A 21,272-nucleotide genomic window follows, 5' to 3' on the forward strand; every position below is an offset into this window, starting at 1 on the left:
GCAGCCGATAACCGCCCCTTTGTCAAATGTCTGGCTAAAAACGGGGCAAGTCGTCGCCACGCATGAAACAATCTCCGTCAATCAACATGGACTATCGCAAACCCGGCGCATTATGGGTCCGTAGTGCAGGGCTGCACCCCCTACGCAGCACCCGCGCGGTCGATGTTGAAGTCGAAGTTCGCGTTTGCATAGATCGTCTCGTTCGATCCGATCGGCGCCGTTGTCAGTTGCAGAACCTGCGTGTCACCCACGAAGACCGCAAAGTCCTGCAATGGCTCTCCCAAGGGGCTTTCGTAACTGTTCGTTACGACGTTGATATCCCCTTCGATCGCCGGATCGATGTTCAGCAGAATGCTGGACCAGGCTGAAGGATTCACAATCGTTGCGAAGCCGTTGGACACTTCATCCTCGGAGATGTTCACGACGAACGTCCCATCGCTGAGGTCAGGGATATCAATGGCTGTCTGGCCCGCGCGTATGGTAAAACTGTCCGACCCGGTGCCGCCCCGGAAGACCACATCCGGTCCAGACCCTTCCTGCGCTATGAACACGTCGTCGCCGGCGCCACCATCGGCCAAAATCTCGTTACCACCAATCGAAACGGTGTCGTTACCGGTTCCACCCGACACCTCTGCGGTATCGTGATCGACGCTGACAATATCATCGCCTGCGCCCCCCAGATAAAGCGCATTGCCACCGGACGGACCGGCTTCGATGGTGTCATTGCCATCACCGCCGCTCACGGTGCTGTTTTGGGCGCCATCAATCTGGTACAGATCGTCGCCATCGCCAAGTTGCGTAAACGCCCCGCCGCCATCCTCGGTCACTGTGTCATTGCCACCGCCAAGCGTGTTGTAGGTGCCGCTCACGACATCCACGCCGCTGTCATCGGTGCCAGTTGCATCGTCAAACCCCGGGTTCAGCACTTCGCCGTCCGGATCGACAAAGGTCAGATTGTCCATCGTCAGACCTGCGACACCTTCCAGCCTTATGGAAACGTCGCTGGCTTCATCGGATCGTTCAGCGGTGAGGGAAAGGATCAGGTCGGTATAGCTCCCGTCATCGGCCTCGGCAAAGGTGACGTCGTTCAATTGCAGATAGGACGAATGCGCCAATTGCCCACCCAGCAGATCCAGTTCCAGCCTGTCCTGCGCCGGATCGAAATCCTCGATCCGGGCAATCAGCCCGATATCGGTATCAGCCGAATTGTAGCTGAGCGCAAAAGTATCACTGCCCGCGCCGCCGCTGAAACTGCGCAGGGCGCCTTCCTCCGGATCGGTATACTCCGTGACGTCGATCCCAATGGTGTCGTCACCATCGCCGCCGTTCACCGTGACCGGCCCGCTACCGGAAAGACCGGAAGCTGCTCGGATAAAATCGTTGCCTTCGCCCCCGTCCGCATGGGCACCCGAATAGTAGATCAGTTCGTCGTCCCCGGCTCCGCCATTGAGGGTGCCGCTGCCGGACAGCCTGTCGTCTCCGATACCACCGTTGGCCGTGGATGAACCGAAACTTGCGATGGTGTCATTCCCCGCGTCGCCATTCAGGACGTTCCCATCGTACCGGCTGTTCGTGATCAGTTCATCGTCGCCTGCACCGCCGTTTACGGTCGCATTGTCAACGTGGACCTCAATCTGGTCATCGTCAGCAGTCCCGTTGAAGATACTGCCCTCAGTGGGTTCACCTGGCGTTTCGGGCGGTTCCACCGGATCGGGCGTGTCCACGGTGTCGTCGTCGTCATTGTTCAAAGCCATCAGCAAAAGGCCAACACCGAGCAGCGGCAGAAGCGTGAGACCAAGCATGGGAATCCCCTAAAACAAAACAGGCGAGAGCATGGCAACCGATAAGCGACCCTCTGTCAAATGCCTGGCCAAAAACCGGGCTAGTCGTCGCCCCCGATGAAACAATTACTGCTGATCACTGCGGACTAACGCGAACCCGGCGCATCATGGGGCCGCAACGCCTGGCCGCACCCCGGAGACCGCGAGGAGATTCGCCGCCCCGCCGATGATTTGAACAAACGACCAGGGCGCGACCCGCAAAAAAACGCAGAGTGCTATCCGTGTCCTAAATAAAGGGATATGCAGGTCATAAAGCCGCACTATACTGTGTTGCGGGCAGGGAGGTGCTCTGCTACATGGCACCTGATTTAGACGTCTTGAGCCTATTCAAGCCGCGCCAACGAACCGGTGACGCGACTTCTTTCGCATATCCGGACAGATTTTTGAGAGGATGGACGTGTCCGAAACAGCTTCGATTTCCACCGGTATCGCACAGCGCTACGCCTCGGCGGTCTATGATCTGGCCAAGGATGGCAAAAAGGTCAAAGGCATCGAAGCCGACCTGGACGCGTTGAGCGACGCGCTGAATGACAGCGAAGATTTCCGCAACCTGATCCATTCGCCGGTCTATACCCGTGACCAGCAGGGCACTGCGATTTCCGCAATTGCCAAGAAGATGAAACTGTCTCCGATCATGGCCAATACGCTGTCGCTGATGGCGACCAAGCGGCGTCTGTTCGTCCTGCCCCAATTGGTCAAGACCCTGCGCGCCAAGATCGCCGAGGACAAGGGTGAAGTCACGGTCGAGGTGACATCCGCCAAAGCGCTGACAAAGACGCAATCTGACAAACTTGCCAAGTCGCTGACCGCGAACACGGGCAAGTCAGTAACACTTCAAACGACCGTTGATGAAAGCCTCATCGGCGGTCTTATCGTCAAAGTGGGCTCCAAGATGATCGACACGTCGATCCGCTCTAAGCTCAATTCCCTCCAGAACGTAATGAAAGAGGTCGGATAAATGGGTATCCAAGCCGCAGAGATTTCTGCAATCCTGAAGGACCAGATCAAGAATTTCGGCCAGGAAGCCGAAGTTGCCGAAGTCGGTCGGGTGCTGTCCGTCGGTGACGGCATCGCGCGCGTCTATGGGCTGGACAATTGTCAGGCCGGTGAGATGGTCGAATTCCCCGGTGGCATTCAGGGTATGGCCCTGAACCTTGAATCCGACAACGTCGGCGTCGTGATCTTCGGTTCCGACCGGGACATCAAGGAAGGCGACACCGTCAAGCGGACCAACTCCATCGTGGACGTGCCGGTTGGCAACGAACTGCTGGGCCGGGTCGTGGACGGTCTGGGCAACCCGATTGACGGCAAGGGTCCGATCAACGCCAAGCAGCGCGGCGTTGCCGATGTGAAGGCGCCGGGCATCATCCCGCGTAAATCGGTGCATGAACCGATGGCAACCGGCCTCAAGGCCGTCGACTCGATGATCCCGATTGGCCGTGGCCAGCGTGAATTGATCATCGGTGACCGTCAGACCGGCAAGACCGCTGTTGCGCTTGACGCGATGCTGAACCAGCAGCAGGTCAACGACGCCGCAGAGGGCGACGAAGGCAAGAAGATGTACTGCGTCTACGTCGCGATTGGCCAAAAGCGGTCCACCGTGGCCCAGCTGGTCAAAAAGCTCGAAGACACCGGCGCGATGGCCTATTCCATCGTTGTCGCCGCAACCGCGTCAGAGCCCGCGCCGATGCAGTTCCTCGCGCCCTATGCCGCGACTGCAATGGCGGAATTCTTCCGCGACAACGGCCGTCACGCGCTGATCGTCTATGATGACCTGTCCAAGCAGGCCGTGTCCTATCGCCAGATGTCCCTGCTGCTGCGCCGCCCGCCGGGCCGTGAAGCCTATCCGGGCGATGTTTTCTACCTCCACTCCCGCCTGCTGGAGCGTTCTGCGAAACTGGGTGATGACGCCGGTAACGGGTCGCTGACCGCGCTGCCGATCATTGAGACCCAGGGCGGCGACGTGTCGGCCTTTATTCCGACCAACGTGATCTCGATCACCGACGGCCAGATCTTCCTGGAAACCGAACTGTTCTACCAGGGCATCCGCCCCGCCGTGAACACCGGTCTGTCGGTGTCTCGGGTTGGTTCCTCGGCCCAGACCAAGGCGATGTCCTCGGTTGCTGGCCCTGTGAAGCTGTCGCTGGCTCAGTACCGCGAAATGGCCGCCTTTGCGCAGTTCGGCTCGGACCTTGATGCCGCCACCCAGCGCCTGCTGAACCGTGGTGCACGTCTGACCGAACTGATGAAGCAGCCACAGTATTCGCCCCTGTCGAACGCTGAAATCGTCTGCGTCATCTATGCCGGTACGCATGGCTATCTTGATAAGCTGGAAGTGTCCGAAGTGGGTCGCTGGGAACAGGGGCTTCTGTCGCACCTGCGTTCCAAGAACGCTGACCTGCTCAAGGACATCACCAACAATGACCGCAAGGTGAAAGACGAGCTGGAAGACAAGATCAAAGCTGCGCTCGACGCTTACGCCGCAGACTTCGCTTAAGGAGAGATAAGCCAATGGCAAATCTCAAGGACCTTAAAAACAGGATCTCGTCGGTCAAATCGACCCGCAAGATCACCAAGGCCATGCAAATGGTTGCCGCGGCGAAGCTTCGCCGCGCGCAGGAGGCTGCCGAAATGTCACGCCCCTATGCCGAGCGGTTCAATGCCGTGATGGCGGGGCTGGCGGCTTCGGTCGGCGACAGCGACAGCGCCCCCAAGCTGCTGACAGGCACGGGATCGGACAAGGTGAACCTGCTGATCGTCATGACGTCAGAGCGCGGGCTGTGCGGTGGTTTCAACACGAACATCGTGAAGAAGGCCAAGGTACACGCGCAGAAACTGCTTGGCGCTGGCAAAGAGGTGAAAATCCTCACTGTCGGCAAAAAGGGCCGTGATCAGTTCCGCCGCGACTATGGCAACCACTTGGTCGGCCATGTCGATCTGACAGATGTGAAACGCCTGAGCTACGCGGATGCACAAGGCATCGCCAAGGACGTTCTGAACCGGTTCGACGCGGGCGAATTCGATATCGCCACGTTGTTCTATTCGGAATTCGTGAACGTGGTCAGCCAGGTTCCGCAGGCCAAGCAGATCATCCCGGCAACATTCGAAAAGGACGAGGCCGACAGCGCCGACACCCTGTTCGACTATGAGCCGAGCGAAGAGGCCATTCTGGCCGATCTTCTGCCGCGCGGCGTCGCCACGGCGATCTTTTCGGGTCTGCTGGAGAACGCAGCATCTGAACAGGGCGCGCGCATGTCCGCCATGGACAACGCCACACGCAACGCGGGCGAGATGATCGAAGGACTGACAATCGAATACAACCGTTCGCGTCAGGCCGTCATCACGAACGAGCTGATCGAAATCATTTCCGGCGCGGAAGCGCTGTAAGCAAAACCGGAGAAACGACATGGCAAAAGCAGTCGGCAAAATTACTCAGGTCATCGGCGCCGTCGTTGACGTGCAGTTCGAAGACAACCTGCCCGAGATTCTGAACGCCCTTCACACCGAAAACCAGGGCAAGGCGCTGGTTCTGGAAGTGGCGCAGCACCTGGGCGAAAACACCGTGCGGACCATCGCGATGGACGCCACCGAAGGTCTGGTGCGCGGCGGCAAGGTCACTGATACCGGCGCACCCATTCAGGTGCCCGTCGGCAAGGCGACGCTGGGCCGCATCCTGAACGTGACCGGCGCGCCGGTTGACGAAAAGGGCCCGGTCGAAACCGACGAAACCCGCGCCATCCATGGCGAAGCACCGTCTTTCGACGCGCAGTCCACCGAAACCGAAATCCTGACCACAGGGATCAAGGTGATCGACCTGCTGGCCCCCTACACCAAGGGTGGTAAAATTGGTCTCTTCGGCGGTGCCGGCGTGGGCAAGACGGTTCTGATCATGGAACTGATCAACAACATCGCCAAGGTGCACTCGGGCCTGTCCGTTTTCGCGGGCGTGGGCGAACGTACCCGTGAGGGCAACGACCTTTACCACGAGATGATCGAATCCGGCGTTATCGTTCCTGACAACCTGCAGGAATCCAAAATCGCACTGGTCTACGGCCAGATGAACGAGCCTCCCGGTGCGCGTATGCGTGTTGCCCTGTCCGGCCTGACCCTGGCCGAGCAGTTCCGCGATGAATCCGGTTCTGACGTTCTGTTCTTCGTCGACAACATCTTCCGCTTCACGCAGGCGGGTTCCGAGGTTTCGGCTCTGCTCGGCCGTATTCCTTCGGCTGTGGGCTACCAGCCAACGCTGGCCACCGACATGGGCCAGATGCAGGAACGTATTTCTTCGACCAAGAACGGTTCGATCACCTCGGTTCAGGCCGTGTACGTGCCTGCGGACGACTTGACCGACCCCGCGCCTGCGACATCCTTTGCGCACCTTGACGCGACAACCGTTCTGGACCGTGCGATCTCTGAAAAGGGCATCTATCCGGCCGTGGACCCGCTGGGTTCCACATCGCGCCTGCTGGACCCGCAGATCATCGGTCAGGAACACTACAAGGTTGCGACCGACGTGCAGCAGATCCTGCAGCGCTACAAGTCGCTTCAGGACATCATCGCGATCCTCGGCATGGACGAACTGTCCGAAGACGACAAGATGACCGTTACCCGCGCGCGCAAACTTGAGCGTTTCCTGAGCCAGCCGTTCGACGTGGCCAAGGTCTTTACCGGGTCCGACGGTGTGCAGGTGCCGCTGGAAGACACCATTGCGTCCTTCAAGGCGGTTGTGGCCGGTGAATACGACCACCTGCCAGAAGGCGCGTTCTACATGGTTGGCGGCATCGAAGAAGTGAAGGCGAAAGCCGAAAAACTGGCGGCTGAAGCAGCCTGAGGGAGCCTGACTGATGGCAGACACAATGCAATTCGATCTGGTGTCGCCCGAGCGGCGGCTGGCCTCCTTGCAGGTCACCTCCGTGCAGATTCCCGGCGCCGATGGCGACATGACAGCGATGGAGGGGCATGCCCCCACCATCACCACCCTGCGTCCCGGCGTGTTGTCGGTCGAAGGGCCGGAAGGCATGGCGGAATATGTTGTGACCGGCGGCTTCGCCGAGATCAGCAGCCGTGGTGTTTCGGTTCTGGCCGAACGCGCTGTGCCCAAGGGTGACATGACGCAGGAACACCTCGACGAGATGATCGAAGAGGCCAAGCACACCTACTCCAAGGCAAAGGAAGCCTTCGAGAACGAGCCGGGACCGGTAGACGACGCAGCGAAGCTGCTGGCGGATATGGTCGCGGTCGGGGACGAGATTGGCCTGTCTTCAAAGCAGCCAAACCTCTGACACCATCGAAAATTCACGAAAAAGCCCTGCATTTGCGGGGCTTTTTTGTTTGGGACGGTGGCTGTCCCGATAGGGCAACGCAGAGGCCCACATAAATCAGAAAGCGAAATGATAACAATCGGGTGCCACAGCGCAGGAAGCAAATAAACCACCTTTGATCGGCACGGTTTTCAGGTCATAACATGCCCATGAAGAGATTGAGAAGTCATACGACTGGTGTGGACAGTGGCGATGTTGTCCTGTTTTCGGATTACGAAGACGGCGGTGCGATGTGGACAGGTCGCGGCCAGCGCGAGCGCAGGCGGCACATTCGATTTTCCGAAACCTATCTGGAACCGCCCACGGTCCAGCTTTCGCCGTCGTTGTGGGATCTGGACGCAACAACAGTCATGCGGGCGGACATCAGCGCTGAAGCCGTCACAAAATCCGGTTTTGACATGGTTTTCAGGACATGGGGCGACACGCGGGTCGCGCGGATGCGCATTTCCTGGATCGCCATCGGCCATCTGAGCGACGAAGGGGACTGGGACGTCGAATAACCGTCCGGTCGCAACCTGTTCAGCGCTTTGGCGTTCGCGCCCCTGAACAGGCAGTTCAGTGTGTGTTGCAGAGCCTTCGCGCAGCGGTGTCTTACTCCGCCGCGTACATCCCGTCATAGATCGGGCCCAGCGTGTCGGCCTCAAACAGCGATGATACCGAAGTCCCGTTCCAGATGTTCAGGATCGCCTGGGCAAAGATCGGGGCCGTTGGAACAATACGGATATTCGCGGCCTTCTTGATTTCTTCGGTGGGCTGAATGCTGTCCGTGATGACCAGTGACTTCATCACCGATTTGGTCACGCGATCCACCGCGGGGCCGGACATGACGCCGTGGCTGATGTAGGAATGGACCTCCTTCGCCCCGTTCTCCAGCAGCACCTCGGCGGCCTTGCAAAGCGTCCCGGCGGTGTCGCAGATGTCATCGACAATCAGGCATATCTTGTCGGTCACATTGCCGATCACGGTCATCTCGGCGACTTCCCCGGCTTTCTCGCGGCGCTTGTCCACGATGGCCAGAGGGGCGTTCAGGCGTTTGGCCAATTCGCGCGCCCGCGCCACGCCGCCGACATCTGGGCTGACGATCATTAGCTCCTCCATACGGTCCTTGAACGCATTCGCGATATCCAGCGCAAAGACCGGAGAGGCATAGAGGTTGTCCACTGGAATATCAAAGAAACCCTGGATCTGCGCGGCGTGCAGGTCCATGGTCAGTACCCTTTCAATCCCGGTGCCGACCAGCATATTTGCCACCATCTTGGCGGTGATGGGCGTGCGGGCCTTGGTCCGTCGATCCTGCCGGGCATAACCGAAATAGGGCAGCACCGCGGTGACCCGCGCGGCCGAGGATCGGCGCAGGGCATCGGCCATGATCAGCAGTTCCATCAGATTGTCATTGGCGGGGTTCGAAGTGGGCTGGATGATGAACATATCCTCGCCGCGCACGTTCTCGAACACTTCCACGAAAATTTCGCCATCGTTGAACCGTTCCACCCGCGCATCGACAAGCCCCACGTTGACACCCCGGTGCAGCGACATCCGCCGTGCAATTGCCTTGGCAAGCGGCATGTTGGCATTGCCGGAAATAAGCTTGGGCTCGGAAGTGCGGGGCATGGGAGGGTCTCCGTGGCAGCGGGAATATGACAGATTCGTGTCGTTGAACCTCGCTTAGCACGCAGCTACGGTGCCACCAAGCTATCAGCCCCTCAAGGAACGCCAAATGTCCCAGATCGACTATTTTTTCGCGACACTGTCCCCCTATTGCTACCTTGCCGGAACCCGGCTGGAAGAGGTGGCGCAGAAACATGGTGCTACGATCAACTACAAGCCCTTCGACGTCATAAGTGCCTTTGCCCGGACCGGGGGTACACCACTCAAGGACCGACACATCAGCCGGACCGAATACCGGGCACAAGAACTGCAGCGGCAGGCAAAGAAGCTGGGAATGCCTTTTAATTTGCAACCCGCACATTGGCCGACAAATGGTGCGCCTGCGGCCTATGCGTTTATCGCGGCGCAGAATGCCGGAGGCGGCGATCTGGGCCAGCTGGCACAGGTGATCACCCGGTCGGTCTGGGCTGATGAAAAGAACGTCGCGGAGGATGACGTGATCCGCGCCTGCCTGACCGAGGCAGGGTTCGACCCCAAACTGGCGGACAGTGGCCTGCTGGAAGGGGCGGAAACCTATGCCCGCAACCTGGAGGAGGCGGTGGAGCGCGGCGTCTTTGGTGCGCCGTTCTATATCGTGGGGGATCAACGGTTCTGGGGCCAGGACCGGATTGCCGACATTGACTTGCATCTGGCAGGCGAACTGTGACGCCACAGCCCGGTTTCCACGCCCATGTGCATACTGTGGGGCAGGGCGCGCGCCGGGTGCTCGCCCTGCACTGTACGCTGGCATTTGGCGGCGCATGGGCCGGGATGGCGAAGGCTTTGGCGGGACAGGTCGCTTTTGTCGCGCCGGACATGCCCAGCCATGGCAAGAGTGATGATTGGGATGGTGTCAGCCACCTGAGCGATACTGCGGTGGCATCCTCTGTCGCTGCAATGGATGACACGCCGATGGATGTGATCGGCCATTCCTTCGGTGCCATGACCGCGCTGCGCATCGCGGTGTCCTACCCCGAAAAGGTGCGCAGTATGACGGTGATCGAACCGGTCTTTTTCGCCATCGCACGGAAGGATGCACCTGAGACGGCTGCGGCCTATGAAAAGCACTCCCTGCCTTTCACCCAGGCGATGAGCAGCGGTGACGCGCAGGCCGGCGCGCGCGTCTTCAACAGGATGTGGAGCGATGAGGCGCCAGCTTGGGACAGCCTGCCGGAACGGACTCGCGCGGCAATGACACGCGGTATTCATGTTGTACCGGGCAGCCGCAATGTTCTTTACGATGACGATCGCGGGCTGTTGCAGCCAGGCGGCCTGGATGCAACGCCCACGCCCACCCTCATCCTACGCGGTGAACAGGCTCATCCCGCAGTCATTGCGACCAATGACGGTTTGGCTGCCCGGATGCGCAACGCGCGGCAGGCTGTTGTGCCGGGCGCGGGCCACATGGCCCCAATCAGCCACCCCAAAGAGACGGCGATGATCTGGAAGCAATTTCTCGATACGGTCTGAGCCTAAAAATGGCTGAGGAAGGCATCAATCTGATCACGGGGCAGGGACCAGTCGCAGACCAGACGCGCGCCGACCATCTCGTCACCGGCACCCTCAAGGTTGCCACCCCAGAGGTAATAGCGCGCGCCTGCGTCATGCAGCTTGCGATGCACTGCCCGTGGCCAGCTGGCAAAGATCATGTTGGCCTGTGGTTCGTGCAGAAAGGTCGCACCCGCCTTACGCAGGCCATCGGCCAGATAGGCCGCGTTGTCATTGGCCTGTCGGGCGGTTTGCAGCCACAGGTCATCCGCGAGGTAGCCCGCCATCTGTGAGGACAGATAGCGATGCTTGGAAAACAGATGCGCCCCCCGTTTGCGGCGCAGTTCAAATTCCCATGCTTTTTCCGGGTCAAAGAGGACCACCGCTTCCACCCCCATGCAGCCGTTTTTGGTGCCGCCGAAGCTGACCACATCGACACCGGACTTCCAGGTCATTTCCGCCGGGGAACAATTGAGCGAAACCAACGCATTGGCGAAACGCGCGCCATCCAGATGCACCGGCAGATCATGCGCCTTGGCCACCGCCGTCAGCGCCTGCAACTCGGCAAGGCTATAGACCGACCCACGTTCAGTGACCTGCGTGATGGAGACCGGCCCCGGCTGGGCACCATGAACATTGCCGGGTGTTTGACCGGAGATCGCAGCCTTCAGGTCATCAGGTGCCATCTTGCTGTCTGTATCCACCAAGGTCAGCTTGGCCGACCCGGTATAGAACTCGGGCGCGTTACATTCGTCCTGATGGATGTGCGACACGCTGGAGCAGAAGATCGTTTGCCAGGGTTGCGCATAACATGCCAGCGCCAGCACATTGGCTGCCGTGCCGGTGGCCACCAGATAGACCGCTGCCTCCGGCGCTTCGAAGATGTCGCGCAGCCGGTCGCGGACCTCGTCCATGATGGTGTCCTTGCCATAGGGCATCTGGAAACCGGCGTTGTCCGCCACGATCCGCTCCATGATCTTTGGGTGCACGGGACCTGCATTGTCAGAGCTGAAAAACACGGCGCTACTCCTCTATGATGTAGTCTTCCCATTCTTCGAAGGGGACATCAAATTCCGAAACGGTGCGGCCCTGAACCGACACGCCCGCATCATGCACGGATTGTGCGGTGCCGGTGATCAGCGGGTGCCAGTCGGGCAGGGGTTCGCCCTGCCACAGCAGCCGGTAGGCGCAGGTCTGCGGCATCCAGTAGGCGTGGGTGTCCAGGTTGTCGGGGCGCAACACGATGCAATCGGGGACAAATTCGTGCCTGTTCTCGTAATGCGCGCAGCGGCAGGTGCCGTCATCCAGCAGGCGGCAGGCAACACGGGTCAGGGCGACTTCCTCTGTGTCCTCGTCCTCCAGCTTGTTCAGGCAGCATTTGCCGCAGCCGTCACACAGGGCCTCCCATTCGCGGGGGGTCATTTTTGTCAGTGGCGTCTTTTCCCAGAACCGGGGGCGCAGGCCGTTGCGGGGGATGGGATCGCTCATAGTGCCGCCAGGATGCGCCGGGCCTCGGCGCTGTCAACATCCATCTGGGTGATCAGAGAATCAAGGCTGTCGAACTTCTCTTCCCCGCGCAGGTGCTCGACCAGCGCAATCGACAGCGGCGTGTCATAGAGATCGCCTTTGAAATCAAAGAGAAAGGTCTCAAGATTTGCCTTGTTCTGCCCGAACATGGGCCGGACACCAAGGCTTGCCACACCGTGATATGATCCGGCGTGGGAGCCTTCCAGCACATCGACCAGAACAGCATAGACCCCGAAGGCAGGCGGGTGCAGGCCGTCAATCGACATGTTCGCGGTCGGGTATCCCAATTCACGGCCACGCTGTTCGCCGCCGATCACCGGGCCCTCGATACGGTGCCAATGGCCCAGCATCGCGGCGGCCACACGCGGTTCGCCGTCGGTCAGCGCCTGCCGGATCGCGGTCGAAGACACGGTTTGGCTGTCGTTCTCCATAAGCGGGGCGATGGTCACGCCAAACCCCATTTCCCGCCCGAACCGTTCCAGGTCCTGCGCAGTGCCTGCACGTTTTTTCCCAAAGCAGAAATCAGCACCGACCACCACATGGTTCAGCCCCAGCCCGTCGCGCAGCACATCAGCGGCAAAGGCTTCGGGGCTGAGCGCGGCAAGGTTCTTGTTGAAGGTCAGTTCGTACAGCTTTTTGACGCCCAGCTTTTCCAGCCTGTGGGCGCGGGCAGCGCGGCCCATCAGGCGAAAGGGCGGAGCATCGGGGGCAAAGAACTCTCTCGGGTGCGGTTCAAATGTGACAATCCCCAAAGGCGCATTCGGGGAAGCCGCACGCGCCAGTTCGATCACGGAAAGATGGCCAAGATGCACGCCGTCAAAGTTCCCGATGGCGGCGGTTGCGCCCCTGTCGGCGGCTTCAACGAACTGATAATCGCGCAAAATCTGCATGGCTCTTGCCTAGCCGCCCCTTGGGGGGAGGGCAAGACACGCAGAATTCAATCTTTCAAAAAGCATGGCTTCCAAAAAGTCGGGATTTCAAAACCATCGGGCCGGGATGCCGGTGCCTCAGTCGAACTTGCGCGAGGGGGCCAGAACGGTTGCTTCGCCAACCAGCACCTTCTTGCCCTCGACCGAACAATGGCAATCCATCCGGACGATCCGTTTTGCGATGTCGATATCGGTCACCTTTACCTCGGCATAAACCTCGTCGCCGGGGCGCACGGGGCGCAGGAACTTCAGCGACTGGCCAAGATAGACGGTGCCATGCCCCGGCAATTGTTCCCCGATCACGGCTGAGATCAGCCCCGCCGTCAGCATCCCGTGGGCGATGCGGCCCTGAAAGATGGTATCCTGCGCGTAATCGTCATCCAGATGCACCGGGTTGCGGTCGGTCGATATGGTCGCAAACATCTCGATATCCGCGTCGGTCACTTCCTTGCGGATATAGCGGAACATGCCGATCTCAATGTCCTCGATGACAATTGTGCCGCGCGGAAAGTTGTCCAACATACCGTACCCCTAAGTAATAAAATGCCGTCCTGGCCTGTCTTCTGGCAACTTAATTACTTCGCAGGCGCAGAAACGCAAGCCTTTTTCTACCTCAGAAAGCCAATTGCAAAGGTGGGATCGTACACTTCCTTTGCCAGAAAGGCCTTTAGCGCCTCTGCATTCGGTTGCCTGTCGGTCTTGGTTTCGCCCGCCGCCAGCCCGCCGGTGATAAAGAGCGAATCAATATTCTCACCCTGTGCTCCCTTGATGTCGGTCAGGATACCGTCGCCGATGGCAAGAATCCGGTCATCGGGGACCTCGGTGCCAAGCGCCGTCAGACGGCGGCGTGCCAGGTCATAGATCGGCGGATGCGGCTTGCCGAAATAGAGGCTCTCGCCCCCCATTTCGGTGTAAAGCTGCGCCAGCGCCCCGGCGCACCATTCGCGTTCCTCGCCCCGATCCACGACGATGTCGGGATTGGCGCAGAGCAGCTTGAGGCCGCGGGCAATCGCCGCTTCAAATTCCGGGCGCATGACGTCGGGGTCGGCAAAAGGGTCCTTGGGGCCGGTACAGACGATCCCTTCGGCCTCGTCCAGGGGCACCTGGGTGACCTCAATCGGATTTTTCTGGATGCTGAGCGGTTCAAAGAACTTCTCTTCTCCGGGCTGTCCAATGAACCAGACCTTCTGACCTACGGTTCCGCGAAACATCGCGGCGCGCGCGGAATCGCCGGAGGTGGCGATGGAATCCCAGGCGTCCTGCGGCACGCCGAAATGCACCATCTGCTTTTCAACCCCTGCACGGGGGCGGGGCGAGTTGGTCACCAGGATGACCTTGCCCCCCGAGGCACGGTAGGCCTGCAGCGCTGCCACAGCTTCGGGAAAGGCTGTCACACCGTTGTGCACGCAGCCCCAGAGATCGACAAACAGCGCATCATATTGCGCGGAAACCTGGGAAAGGCTGGTGATGATGCGGTTCATGGGATTCTCCTTGCTGATTGCCGCAGCAATAGGGGATTCCCGGTGAATGGGAAACAGGGCGATGCAGGGGCCAGGTTTGGCCCCTGCCGTTACAATCAGACCTTGAGGTTCGGGATGATCTGCTTTTTGCGGCTCATGATGCCGGGCAGAACCACCGTATCGCCGGAGACGGAAGCCCCAAAGCTTTTCTCGGCGACGGTCTTGGACAATTCATTGGGGATCAGCATGGTCGCTTCTTCGTTCAGGATGTCCACAACGAACAGCAACACCTGATCGGCGCCATCCTCGGTTGCGACACCCGGCATGGCGGCCATCAGCGCATCCTTGCGGTCCAGCACGCTTTTGGGCGAGGTGGTTTCGAGAACAGAGACGCGGAATTGCTTGCCGCCAACTTCGTATTCCTTGCTGTCCATCCGCAGCAATTCTGCTTCGGAAAAGGACGACACATCCGACTTGGCCGCGAACATCTTGGCGGCATAGTCGGCGATGTCGATGCCCAGATCCTTGGCCAGCGCCTTGGCGATTGCCTCGTCTTCCGGGGTTGTGGTCGGGCTGCGGAATTCCAGCGTGTCGGACAGGATGCAGGTCAGCATCGCGCCTTTGATCTCGGTTGGCATTTTGGCCATGTCGTCGCCGATGGCCTTGTACATGATGGTTGCAGTGCAGGCCAAAGGCTGGATGTTGATGTGGATCGGCCCCTTGGTTTCAAGCCCGCCAACCAGCTTGTGGTGGTCGATGATTGCCTTGATGTCGGCGTTGTTGATGTTGTCGGGCAGTTCCGCGGGGTTGTTGGTGTCGACGATCACGACAGGCTGGTCGTCCTCGACGCCTGCGATGATCTGCGGTTTGTCCAGCTTCCAATGGTCCAGCATGAACAGCGCCTCGGTATTGGGTTCGCCCAGCAAGGCTGGGGCAGCGTCAACGCCGTGGACATGGTTCAGATACCACGCCCAGATGATGGGAGAGCCGGTGCTGTCGGTGTCGGGTGATTTGTGACCGAAAACGAGCGTTGTCATGCAATTTTTCCTGCGATTGAAACGGTGGGTTCGCGCGCCTTATAGGGGGCCTGCATGGCCTTGTCACCCCGTCATGCTGCGACGCAGCATCACAGCCCCATTTCGCTGCGCCGCTTCTTGCTGAGCCCTGCCACGACCATGTCGAATGAAGCTGCAATGTGATCGCGCAGGCTGTCATCTGACAGGCCCGGCCGGTCGTAATGCTGAATCCATTTCAGCCCGCGCGAGGCCATGTAGGGGGCAGGGCGCAGCCCCGGACTGTCGGACAACACTTCGAAGGCAAGCTCGGAGGTCTTGAAGGTCACGGTATCCCCGCTGTCGCCCATGCCGATGATGGCGAACACCTTGCCACCCACCTTGTAGACATCCGCATTGCCCCATTGCACGACATGGGTCGCATGGGGCATCGCGGCGCAAAATCGATTCAGCTCATCACGGGTCATCGCACGATCATAGCGGCTTGGAAGGGCGCGCGAAATAGGCCAGTCTGTCGCCATGACGCAAGCCCGAGAAACCGATCTCTATCCCCCGATCAAGGCCTACCTGGAGGATCAGGGCTATGTGGTGAAGGCCGAAGTCGGCGCGGCAGATGTCATGGCCTTGCGCGGTGCGGAACCGCCCCTGATCATCGAACTGAAGCTGGGGTTTTCACTGGCGCTGTTTCATCAGTGTCTTGAGCGGCTCAAGGTCAGCGATGACATCTATCTTGCCGTGGCCCGCCAGCCGGGCAAACGCTTTGCCAAGGCGCTCAAGGCAAACACCACGCTGGCGCGGCGGCTGGGCCTGGGGCTGATCACCGTGCGGCTGTCCGACGGGCTGGTCGAGGTACATTGCGACCCCGGCCCCTATGCGCCGCGCAAGTCGGCCAAGCGGCAGGCGATGCTGCTGCGCGAATTTGCGCGACGGCAGGGCGATCCCAACGATGGCGGGCAGACACGGGCCGGATTGGTCACGGCATACCGGCAGGACACCCTGAAGCTGGCGGTCTACCTGTTCGAAGCGGGGGCCAGCCGCGGCGCAGATGTCGCTCGTGAAACCGGTGTCACACGCGCGACAACGATGATGCGGGACAATCACTATGGCTGGTTCGAGAAGGTCGAGAAGGGGGTCTATGGCCTGACCCCGGCAGGGGCCGAGGCAGTTGGCGTCAGCGGAAGGGTGCTGGGGGCCTGACGGTGCCGGAGTTTTCAAAAACTCCGGGCCGATCTTTTTGAAAGAACGGGTCCCCGCGCACCCGCCATTCCCAGGTTCGGGGCGGGCTGACCCTAGAACGCCTCGCGTTCCAGCCTGTAGCCGCGCTGCGTCAGCAGATTCAGCAGGCCGAATTCGCCGGACAGATGAAAGGCCCCGGCGGCAACGACGATGCGGGGCTCCTCGGCTGCCTCGATCACCTCCATCCAGGCGAGGTTCCTGTGCCGTACCAGTATGTCGATAGATTCGTTGTACCGGCGGTCGAATTCCTCGGGCGGGATCGGCGCGACCGCACGCGACAGGACGCGGGAGGTTTCCAGCGCCGCAAACAATTGCTCTTCGAAATACTGGTTGATCAGCGTGGCGGTCACGTTTTCAACCAAATCGACAGGCAGCATCGACAAGGCCAGTGCATCGAGTTGTTCCTCGATGCTGCCCTGCGAGATGAGGTCCAGAATTGTCTGCCAGGATTCGAGTGCTTCGATGGGCACGGCGGCAGCTTCGGCTACGCCCATCAGTTGGTGGTCCAGCCCTTTCGCCCCCTTGGCCATCTCCAGCATGGCGCAGGGCGGCAAAGCGAGTGTGAAAGTCAGGAACCATGGCTGCATCTTGGCGGCCATGAAGGGCGGAATGCCACGGGCGCGCACCGCATCGGCCAGTTGTTCCCAGGTGTCGGGCGGCAAACGTTCGATCAGCGAGGGCCCCTGGATCGCCACCAGTTCGGGGCTGTCGGCCAGGGCCCTCTTCATCGCGGCCTGGTCTTCGAGCGTGGCCTCCACCAGAAGGAGGTCTGCGGCCTCTATCACCGGGGCAAGGCGTGGGACCAGCGCGCCCATCCGCCGGTCGGGCAGGTGCATTGTGCCGATGAGGGCGATCTGCCGGTCGCCCCGGCGGGCGATCCAGTGATTCCCTTCGGCAAAGGCCACATCGGCGGTGTTGCGGGCGATTTCGGCGCGCTGGGCCTCCGTCATCTGCCCACGCAGGTCGGTGCCGGTGCAGGCGGCCCAGGTGCTGGCTGCGGTGAGCGTGAAGACGAGGGCGAGTGAAAGGCGGACAAGCAACATGGGAACCCTCGTGGCACTGGGACTGAATTGGGACTGGGGGCTTGTATAGCGTGCGGCACGCGCCAACTGCAACAATGACCCGATCTCCTGCGGCGGCCGCGAATTATTTGCGGAATACCCCGTTGACAGGCAAGCACCTTCTCCCTAGCTATGCGCCGTTAGCACTCGACGATGTTGAGTGCTAACGGCCCGGATAAACGGGCATTGGGAGAAACTTTGAGCGTTAAGGAGCTACAAAGATGGCATTGAAACCGCTTCACGACCGCGTGCTGGTAAAGCGCACTGAAAGCGAAGAGAAAACTGCTGGCGGGCTGATCATCCCCGATAGCGCAAAAGAGAAACCTTCCGAAGGCGAAGTTGTTGCCGTGGGCGAAGGCGCCCGCAAGGACAGCGGCGAACTGATCGCACCGGCCGTCAAGGCAGGCGACAAGATCCTGTTCGGCAAATGGTCCGGCACCGAAGTGACCGTCGACGGTCAGGAAATGCTGATGATGAAGGAAAGCGACATCATGGGGATCATCGAGTAAGCCACCCGGCCACTCTGAACCCTATTCGCTGAACTGAACTGAACAAGAATTCTCAAGAGGAGAAAACAAGATGGCTGCTAAGGACGTCAAATTCGCGACCGACGCGCGTAACCGCATGCTCAAGGGTGTGAACATCCTTGCCGACGCGGTGAAAGTCACGCTGGGCCCCAAAGGCCGCAACGTGGTTCTGGACAAATCTTTCGGCGCACCGCGCATCACCAAGGACGGTGTTTCCGTGGCGAAAGAGATCGAGCTTGAGGACAAGTTCGAAAACATGGGCGCGCAAATGGTCAAAGAAGTGGCCCAGCGTACCAACGACGAAGCAGGCGACGGTACAACAACCGCCACCGTGCTGGCGCAGGCCATCGTCAAGGAAGGCATGAAATCGGTTGCCGCAGGCATGAACCCGATGGACCTCAAGCGCGGCATCGACATGGCCACGCTGAAAGTCGTCGAAGCGATCCGCAAGGCGGCCCGCGACGTGACCGACAGCGACGAAGTTGCCCAGGTCGGCACTATCTCTGCCAACGGCGAAGCTGAAATCGGTCGTCAGATCGCGGATGCAATGCAGAAGGTCGGCAACGAGGGCGTCATCACCGTCGAGGAAAACAAGGGTCTGGAAACAGAAACCGATGTTGTCGAAGGCATGCAGTTCGACCGCGGCTACCTGAGCCCCTATTTCGTCACCAACTCCGACAAGATGACCGTCGAACTGGAAGATGCCATCATCCTGCTGCACGAGAAGAAACTTTCTTCGCTGCAGCCGATGGTTCCGCTGCTTGAGCAGGTGATCCAGTCGCAAAAGCCGCTGCTGATTATCTCGGAAGACGTCGAAGGCGAAGCGCTGGCGACCCTCGTGGTCAACAAGCTGCGTGGCGGTCTGAAGATCGCGGCCGTCAAGGCACCGGGCTTTGGCGATCGTCGCAAGGCGATGCTGCAGGACCTCGCGATCCTGACTGGCGGTCAGGTCATCTCCGAGGATCTGGGCATGAAGCTTGAGTCCGTCACCATGGACATGCTGGGTTCGGCCAAGAAGGTCACCATCACCAAGGACGAAACAACAATCGTCGACGGCGCTGGCGAGAAAGCAGAGATCCAGGCACGCGTTGCCCAGATCCGCAACCAGATCGAAGAGACCACATCCGACTACGACCGTGAGAAGCTTCAGGAACGTGTTGCCAAGCTGGCGGGCGGCGTTGCCGTCATCCGCGTCGGCGGCATGACCGAAGTCGAAGTGAAAGAGCGTAAGGACCGCGTCGATGACGCCCTGAACGCGACACGTGCGGCTGTGCAGGAAGGTATCGTCGTCGGCGGCGGTGTCGCTCTGGTTCAGGGTGCCAAGGCGCTTGACGGGCTGGAAGGCGCGAACAACGATCAGAACGTCGGTATCTCCATCGTGCGCAAGGCACTGGAAGCACCGCTGCGTCAGATCGCTGAGAACGCTGGTGTGGACGGGTCGGTTGTTGCCGGCAAGATCCGCGAAAGCGACGACCTGAAGTTCGGCTTCAACGCACAGACCGAAGAATATGGCGACATGTTCAAGTTCGGCGTGATTGACCCGGCCAAGGTTGTGCGCACAGCACTGCAGGACGCGGCATCCATCGCCGGTCTGCTGATCACCACCGAAGCCATGGTTGCCGATCGCCCGTCGAAAGACGGCAACGGCGGCGGCGGCATGCCCGACATGGGTGGCATGGGCGGCATGGGCGGCATGATGTAAGCTGCTCTGACCTGTCAGAGACAACGGGGGCGTGCCGCAGGGCGCGCCCCTTTTTCATGTCCGGTCCTGAGCCTTTTTTATCTGCATTGTGCCAGAGTGTTTTCACCATCGACCTATGAGAAAGTCGATGGTCAGGCAGTGTTTGGGGCGTGTGGATGGACTTGGCGAATGTGCAATCGGGCGCTACTGCTTTTGTCATGCGCCTTGCCCTTCTCACCTCCCTCACCATGATCGCCTTTGCGGCCAACTCCGTCCTGACCCGATTGGCCATCGAGGGACAGCATATTGACCCTTCGGGCTTTGCCATTGTCCGGGTCGCCGCCGGTGCGTTGGTGTTGGGGATGGTGATCACCTTGCGGGGCGGGGGCTTGCCGCTGCTGCGCCGCAACCGGCTGCCCGGCGCATTCAGTCTTGCGGCCTATATGATCGGGTTTTCGCTGGCCTACCTGACGCTGGACGCGGGGCTTGGGGCGTTGATCCTGTTCGGTGTGGTGCAGATCACCATGTTCGCCCATGGCGCGTTAAGCGGTGCGGCCCCCAACATGCGGCAGATCACAGGCGCTGCAATTGCCTTTGCCGGCTTGCTGCTGGCGCTTTGGCCGGGGGCGGGGGGCAATAGCGATGCGGTCGGGGCGGCATTGATGGTTTTCGCCGGGCTGGGCTGGGCTGCCTATACAATCATCGGTCGCAGCACCGCCGACCCCCTTGCGGCGACAGCTGCCAATTTCCTGCTCTGTCTGCCAATCCTGCTGGTGCTGCTTGTCTCTGCCGGGTTGTACTTCAGTCCCATGGGCCTCGCCCTTGGCATCCTGTGCGGTGGGCTGACATCGGGACTGGGCTATGCGCTGTGGTACAGCGTGCTGCCAAGGCTCACATCTGCCACCGCCGCAGTGGTGCAGCTGAGCGTCCCGGTCATAGCCATCGGCGCAGGTGCGGTGTTTCTGGACGAGGCTGTGGGCCTCATGCTGGTGATTTCCACAGTTCTGGTGTTGGGTGGGATCGGCTGGGCGATCAGCGCAGGATCGGTTCCAGCGGATCGTAGGTGATCGCCCCCGGTGCGCCAAAGGCGACCGCGCCCAGGCTGTCGGGCTTGTGCGGGATGTTGGCCAGTTCGGCCCGGCTGACCCATTGCCACCTGTTCACCACCCGCTCCACATCCTGCCAATCTGGGTCGATGTCGGCTGCGCCTGTCAGGATGCAGCGAAAGTAGATGTCGACCTGGTGGAAACTGCCGTCAGGGTCGTGGAATTCGTTGACCAGACAGGGCGCGCCGACGGCGATGGCCAGGCCGGTCTCCTCCTGGACCTCTCGCGCAAGGTTGTCCGGCAGCGAACTGCCCCGATGAACGCCACCGCCCGGCGCGCACATCAGGGGGCTTTCGCCGTCAGGATAGGCGTTGACCAGTAACAACCGGTCCTGATGAATCAGAATGGCGCGGGTCGCAAGACGGGGAGAGGCGGAAGGCATATGGCGATCTTTTCGCAACGTCAGTGCCGCCAGCATTTCACATTGGCGCAAAT

23 protein-coding genes are annotated in these 21,272 nt (G+C 60.3%); 12 read left to right on the forward strand and 11 right to left on the reverse strand.

Going from position 1 to position 21,272, the window contains the following annotated elements:
• Nucleotides 1-140: 140 nt before the first annotated feature.
• Nucleotides 141-1,802, reverse strand: coding sequence for a calcium-binding protein (locus A8B82_RS00465; RefSeq protein ID WP_067286887.1), 1,662 nt, complete (start codon nt 1,800-1,802; stop codon nt 141-143).
• Between the two features lie 436 nt (nt 1,803-2,238).
• On the opposite strand from A8B82_RS00465, the gene A8B82_RS00470 reads away from it, so the two are divergent.
• The 6 genes from A8B82_RS00470 (at nt 2,239) to A8B82_RS00495 (ending at nt 7,662) form a co-directional block, all read left to right on the forward strand.
• Nucleotides 2,239-2,799, forward strand: coding sequence for a F0F1 ATP synthase subunit delta (locus tag A8B82_RS00470; protein ID WP_201120702.1), 561 nt, complete (start codon nt 2,239-2,241; stop codon nt 2,797-2,799).
• Nucleotides 2,800-4,338 carry a F0F1 ATP synthase subunit alpha gene (gene atpA / locus A8B82_RS00475; protein WP_067286902.1) on the forward strand — a complete coding sequence of 513 codons (1,539 nt, stop codon included), beginning with the start codon at nt 2,800-2,802 and terminating at the stop codon, nt 4,336-4,338.
• A 14-nt stretch (nt 4,339-4,352) separates the two neighbouring features.
• Nucleotides 4,353-5,228, forward strand: coding sequence for a F0F1 ATP synthase subunit gamma (locus tag A8B82_RS00480; protein WP_067286905.1), 876 nt, complete (start codon nt 4,353-4,355; stop codon nt 5,226-5,228).
• 19 nt (nt 5,229-5,247) lie between these two features.
• Nucleotides 5,248-6,672, forward strand: a complete 1,425-nt coding sequence (gene atpD, locus A8B82_RS00485) for a F0F1 ATP synthase subunit beta (RefSeq protein ID WP_067286907.1) — start codon at nt 5,248-5,250, stop codon at nt 6,670-6,672.
• 13 nt (nt 6,673-6,685) lie between these two features.
• Entirely contained in the window at nt 6,686-7,123 is a 438-nt protein-coding gene (locus A8B82_RS00490) for a F0F1 ATP synthase subunit epsilon (RefSeq protein ID WP_067286910.1), read from the forward strand.
• Between the two features lie 188 nt (nt 7,124-7,311).
• Nucleotides 7,312-7,662, forward strand: a complete 351-nt coding sequence (locus A8B82_RS00495) for an H-type lectin domain-containing protein (protein ID WP_201120711.1) — start codon at nt 7,312-7,314, stop codon at nt 7,660-7,662.
• A gap of 91 nt (nt 7,663-7,753) precedes the next feature.
• Here the strand turns inward: A8B82_RS00495 and A8B82_RS00500 are convergent, their stop codons facing one another.
• Nucleotides 7,754-8,773: a ribose-phosphate pyrophosphokinase gene (locus A8B82_RS00500; protein WP_067286914.1), complete on the reverse strand. Its 1,020-nt coding sequence runs from the start codon at nt 8,771-8,773 to the stop codon at nt 7,754-7,756.
• Between the two features lie 106 nt (nt 8,774-8,879).
• Between A8B82_RS00500 and A8B82_RS00505 the strand changes: the two genes are divergently transcribed.
• On the forward strand, nt 8,880-9,476 hold the full coding sequence (locus A8B82_RS00505; protein ID WP_067286916.1) for a 2-hydroxychromene-2-carboxylate isomerase: 597 nt from the start codon (nt 8,880-8,882) through the stop codon (nt 9,474-9,476).
• Entirely contained in the window at nt 9,473-10,279 is an 807-nt protein-coding gene (locus tag A8B82_RS00510; RefSeq protein ID WP_067286919.1) for an alpha/beta fold hydrolase, read from the forward strand. The genes A8B82_RS00505 and A8B82_RS00510 overlap by 4 nt, the downstream gene beginning before the upstream one ends.
• 2 nt (nt 10,280-10,281) lie before the next feature.
• Here A8B82_RS00510 and A8B82_RS00515 read toward each other — a convergent pair whose 3' ends face one another.
• The 7 genes from A8B82_RS00515 to A8B82_RS00545 all read right to left on the reverse strand — a co-directional run bounded on the left by A8B82_RS00515 (nt 10,282) and on the right by A8B82_RS00545 (nt 15,693).
• On the reverse strand, nt 10,282-11,316 hold the full coding sequence (locus tag A8B82_RS00515; RefSeq protein WP_067286921.1) for a threonine aldolase family protein: 1,035 nt from the start codon (nt 11,314-11,316) through the stop codon (nt 10,282-10,284).
• 4 nt (nt 11,317-11,320) lie between these two features.
• The gene (locus tag A8B82_RS00520; RefSeq protein ID WP_067286924.1) at nt 11,321-11,785 is read right to left on the reverse strand and encodes a YcgN family cysteine cluster protein; all 465 of its coding nucleotides are present in this window, start codon (nt 11,783-11,785) and stop codon (nt 11,321-11,323) included.
• Nucleotides 11,782-12,714: a bifunctional riboflavin kinase/FAD synthetase gene (locus A8B82_RS00525; RefSeq protein WP_067286927.1), complete on the reverse strand. Its 933-nt coding sequence runs from the start codon at nt 12,712-12,714 to the stop codon at nt 11,782-11,784. The genes A8B82_RS00520 and A8B82_RS00525 overlap by 4 nt, the downstream gene beginning before the upstream one ends.
• Nucleotides 12,715-12,831: 117 nt before the next feature.
• Nucleotides 12,832-13,275, reverse strand: a complete 444-nt coding sequence (locus tag A8B82_RS00530; RefSeq protein WP_067286928.1) for a MaoC family dehydratase — start codon at nt 13,273-13,275, stop codon at nt 12,832-12,834.
• A gap of 86 nt (nt 13,276-13,361) precedes the next feature.
• Entirely contained in the window at nt 13,362-14,234 is an 873-nt protein-coding gene (locus A8B82_RS00535; RefSeq protein WP_067286929.1) for a TIGR01459 family HAD-type hydrolase, read from the reverse strand.
• 95 nt (nt 14,235-14,329) lie between these two features.
• Nucleotides 14,330-15,250 carry a manganese-dependent inorganic pyrophosphatase gene (locus A8B82_RS00540; protein ID WP_067286931.1) on the reverse strand — a complete coding sequence of 307 codons (921 nt, stop codon included), beginning with the start codon at nt 15,248-15,250 and terminating at the stop codon, nt 14,330-14,332.
• 89 nt (nt 15,251-15,339) lie between these two features.
• The gene (locus A8B82_RS00545; RefSeq protein ID WP_067287283.1) at nt 15,340-15,693 is read right to left on the reverse strand and encodes an MmcQ/YjbR family DNA-binding protein; all 354 of its coding nucleotides are present in this window, start codon (nt 15,691-15,693) and stop codon (nt 15,340-15,342) included.
• A 52-nt stretch (nt 15,694-15,745) separates the two neighbouring features.
• On the opposite strand from A8B82_RS00545, the gene A8B82_RS00550 reads away from it, so the two are divergent.
• A complete protein-coding gene (locus A8B82_RS00550) occupies nt 15,746-16,423 on the forward strand; it encodes a DUF2161 domain-containing phosphodiesterase (protein WP_067286933.1) in 678 nt (225 codons plus the stop codon).
• 92 nt (nt 16,424-16,515) lie between these two features.
• Here the strand turns inward: A8B82_RS00550 and A8B82_RS00555 are convergent, their stop codons facing one another.
• Nucleotides 16,516-17,505: a TraB/GumN family protein gene (locus A8B82_RS00555; protein ID WP_067286934.1), complete on the reverse strand. Its 990-nt coding sequence runs from the start codon at nt 17,503-17,505 to the stop codon at nt 16,516-16,518.
• A 239-nt stretch (nt 17,506-17,744) separates the two neighbouring features.
• Here A8B82_RS00555 and groES point away from each other — a divergent pair, with 239 nt between their 5' ends.
• From groES to A8B82_RS00570, 3 genes are all read left to right on the forward strand, one after another.
• Entirely contained in the window at nt 17,745-18,032 is a 288-nt protein-coding gene (gene groES / locus A8B82_RS00560) for a co-chaperone GroES (RefSeq protein WP_067286936.1), read from the forward strand.
• A 70-nt stretch (nt 18,033-18,102) separates the two neighbouring features.
• Complete coding sequence (groL, locus tag A8B82_RS00565; protein WP_067286938.1) at nt 18,103-19,752, forward strand: chaperonin GroEL; 1,650 nt, start codon at nt 18,103-18,105, stop codon at nt 19,750-19,752.
• A 197-nt stretch (nt 19,753-19,949) separates the two neighbouring features.
• Nucleotides 19,950-20,798 carry a DMT family transporter gene (locus tag A8B82_RS00570; RefSeq protein ID WP_067287286.1) on the forward strand — a complete coding sequence of 283 codons (849 nt, stop codon included), beginning with the start codon at nt 19,950-19,952 and terminating at the stop codon, nt 20,796-20,798.
• On the opposite strand, the gene A8B82_RS00575 is transcribed toward A8B82_RS00570, so the two are convergent.
• A complete protein-coding gene (locus tag A8B82_RS00575; protein ID WP_067286941.1) occupies nt 20,764-21,219 on the reverse strand; it encodes an NUDIX domain-containing protein in 456 nt (151 codons plus the stop codon). The two genes, A8B82_RS00570 and A8B82_RS00575, sit on opposite strands and share 35 nt — an antisense overlap.
• Between the last annotated feature and the right edge of the window lie 53 nt (nt 21,220-21,272).

The organism is Sulfitobacter sp. EhC04 (assembly GCF_001650875.1).
Lineage (GTDB): Bacteria > Pseudomonadota > Alphaproteobacteria > Rhodobacterales > Rhodobacteraceae > Sulfitobacter.

What these genes read in the sequence shown, in the direction of transcription:
- groL (WP_067286938.1), top strand. Translation starts at nt 18,103, where the DNA reads ATGGCTGCTAAGGACGTCAAATTCGCGACCGACGCGCGTAACCGCATG.
- A8B82_RS00570 (WP_067287286.1), top strand. Translation starts at nt 19,950, where the DNA reads ATGCGCCTTGCCCTTCTCACCTCCCTCACCATGATCGCCTTTGCGGCC.
- A8B82_RS00500 (WP_067286914.1), bottom strand. Translation starts at nt 8,773, where the DNA reads ATGCCCCGCACTTCCGAGCCCAAGCTTATTTCCGGCAATGCCAACATG.
- A8B82_RS00575 (WP_067286941.1), bottom strand. Translation starts at nt 21,219, where the DNA reads ATGCCTTCCGCCTCTCCCCGTCTTGCGACCCGCGCCATTCTGATTCAT.
- A8B82_RS00490 (WP_067286910.1), top strand. Translation starts at nt 6,686, where the DNA reads ATGGCAGACACAATGCAATTCGATCTGGTGTCGCCCGAGCGGCGGCTG.
- A8B82_RS00530 (WP_067286928.1), bottom strand. Translation starts at nt 13,275, where the DNA reads ATGTTGGACAACTTTCCGCGCGGCACAATTGTCATCGAGGACATTGAG.
- atpA (WP_067286902.1), top strand. Translation starts at nt 2,800, where the DNA reads ATGGGTATCCAAGCCGCAGAGATTTCTGCAATCCTGAAGGACCAGATC.
- A8B82_RS00480 (WP_067286905.1), top strand. Translation starts at nt 4,353, where the DNA reads ATGGCAAATCTCAAGGACCTTAAAAACAGGATCTCGTCGGTCAAATCG.
- A8B82_RS00525 (WP_067286927.1), bottom strand. Translation starts at nt 12,714, where the DNA reads ATGCAGATTTTGCGCGATTATCAGTTCGTTGAAGCCGCCGACAGGGGC.
- A8B82_RS00495 (WP_201120711.1), top strand. Translation starts at nt 7,312, where the DNA reads ATGAAGAGATTGAGAAGTCATACGACTGGTGTGGACAGTGGCGATGTT.
- A8B82_RS00520 (WP_067286924.1), bottom strand. Translation starts at nt 11,785, where the DNA reads ATGAGCGATCCCATCCCCCGCAACGGCCTGCGCCCCCGGTTCTGGGAA.
- A8B82_RS00550 (WP_067286933.1), top strand. Translation starts at nt 15,746, where the DNA reads ATGACGCAAGCCCGAGAAACCGATCTCTATCCCCCGATCAAGGCCTAC.
- A8B82_RS00540 (WP_067286931.1), bottom strand. Translation starts at nt 15,250, where the DNA reads ATGACAACGCTCGTTTTCGGTCACAAATCACCCGACACCGACAGCACC.
- atpD (WP_067286907.1), top strand. Translation starts at nt 5,248, where the DNA reads ATGGCAAAAGCAGTCGGCAAAATTACTCAGGTCATCGGCGCCGTCGTT.
- A8B82_RS00505 (WP_067286916.1), top strand. Translation starts at nt 8,880, where the DNA reads ATGTCCCAGATCGACTATTTTTTCGCGACACTGTCCCCCTATTGCTAC.
- A8B82_RS00535 (WP_067286929.1), bottom strand. Translation starts at nt 14,234, where the DNA reads ATGAACCGCATCATCACCAGCCTTTCCCAGGTTTCCGCGCAATATGAT.
- A8B82_RS00555 (WP_067286934.1), bottom strand. Translation starts at nt 17,505, where the DNA reads ATGTTGCTTGTCCGCCTTTCACTCGCCCTCGTCTTCACGCTCACCGCA.
- A8B82_RS00465 (WP_067286887.1), bottom strand. Translation starts at nt 1,802, where the DNA reads ATGCTTGGTCTCACGCTTCTGCCGCTGCTCGGTGTTGGCCTTTTGCTG.
- A8B82_RS00545 (WP_067287283.1), bottom strand. Translation starts at nt 15,693, where the DNA reads ATGACCCGTGATGAGCTGAATCGATTTTGCGCCGCGATGCCCCATGCG.
- groES (WP_067286936.1), top strand. Translation starts at nt 17,745, where the DNA reads ATGGCATTGAAACCGCTTCACGACCGCGTGCTGGTAAAGCGCACTGAA.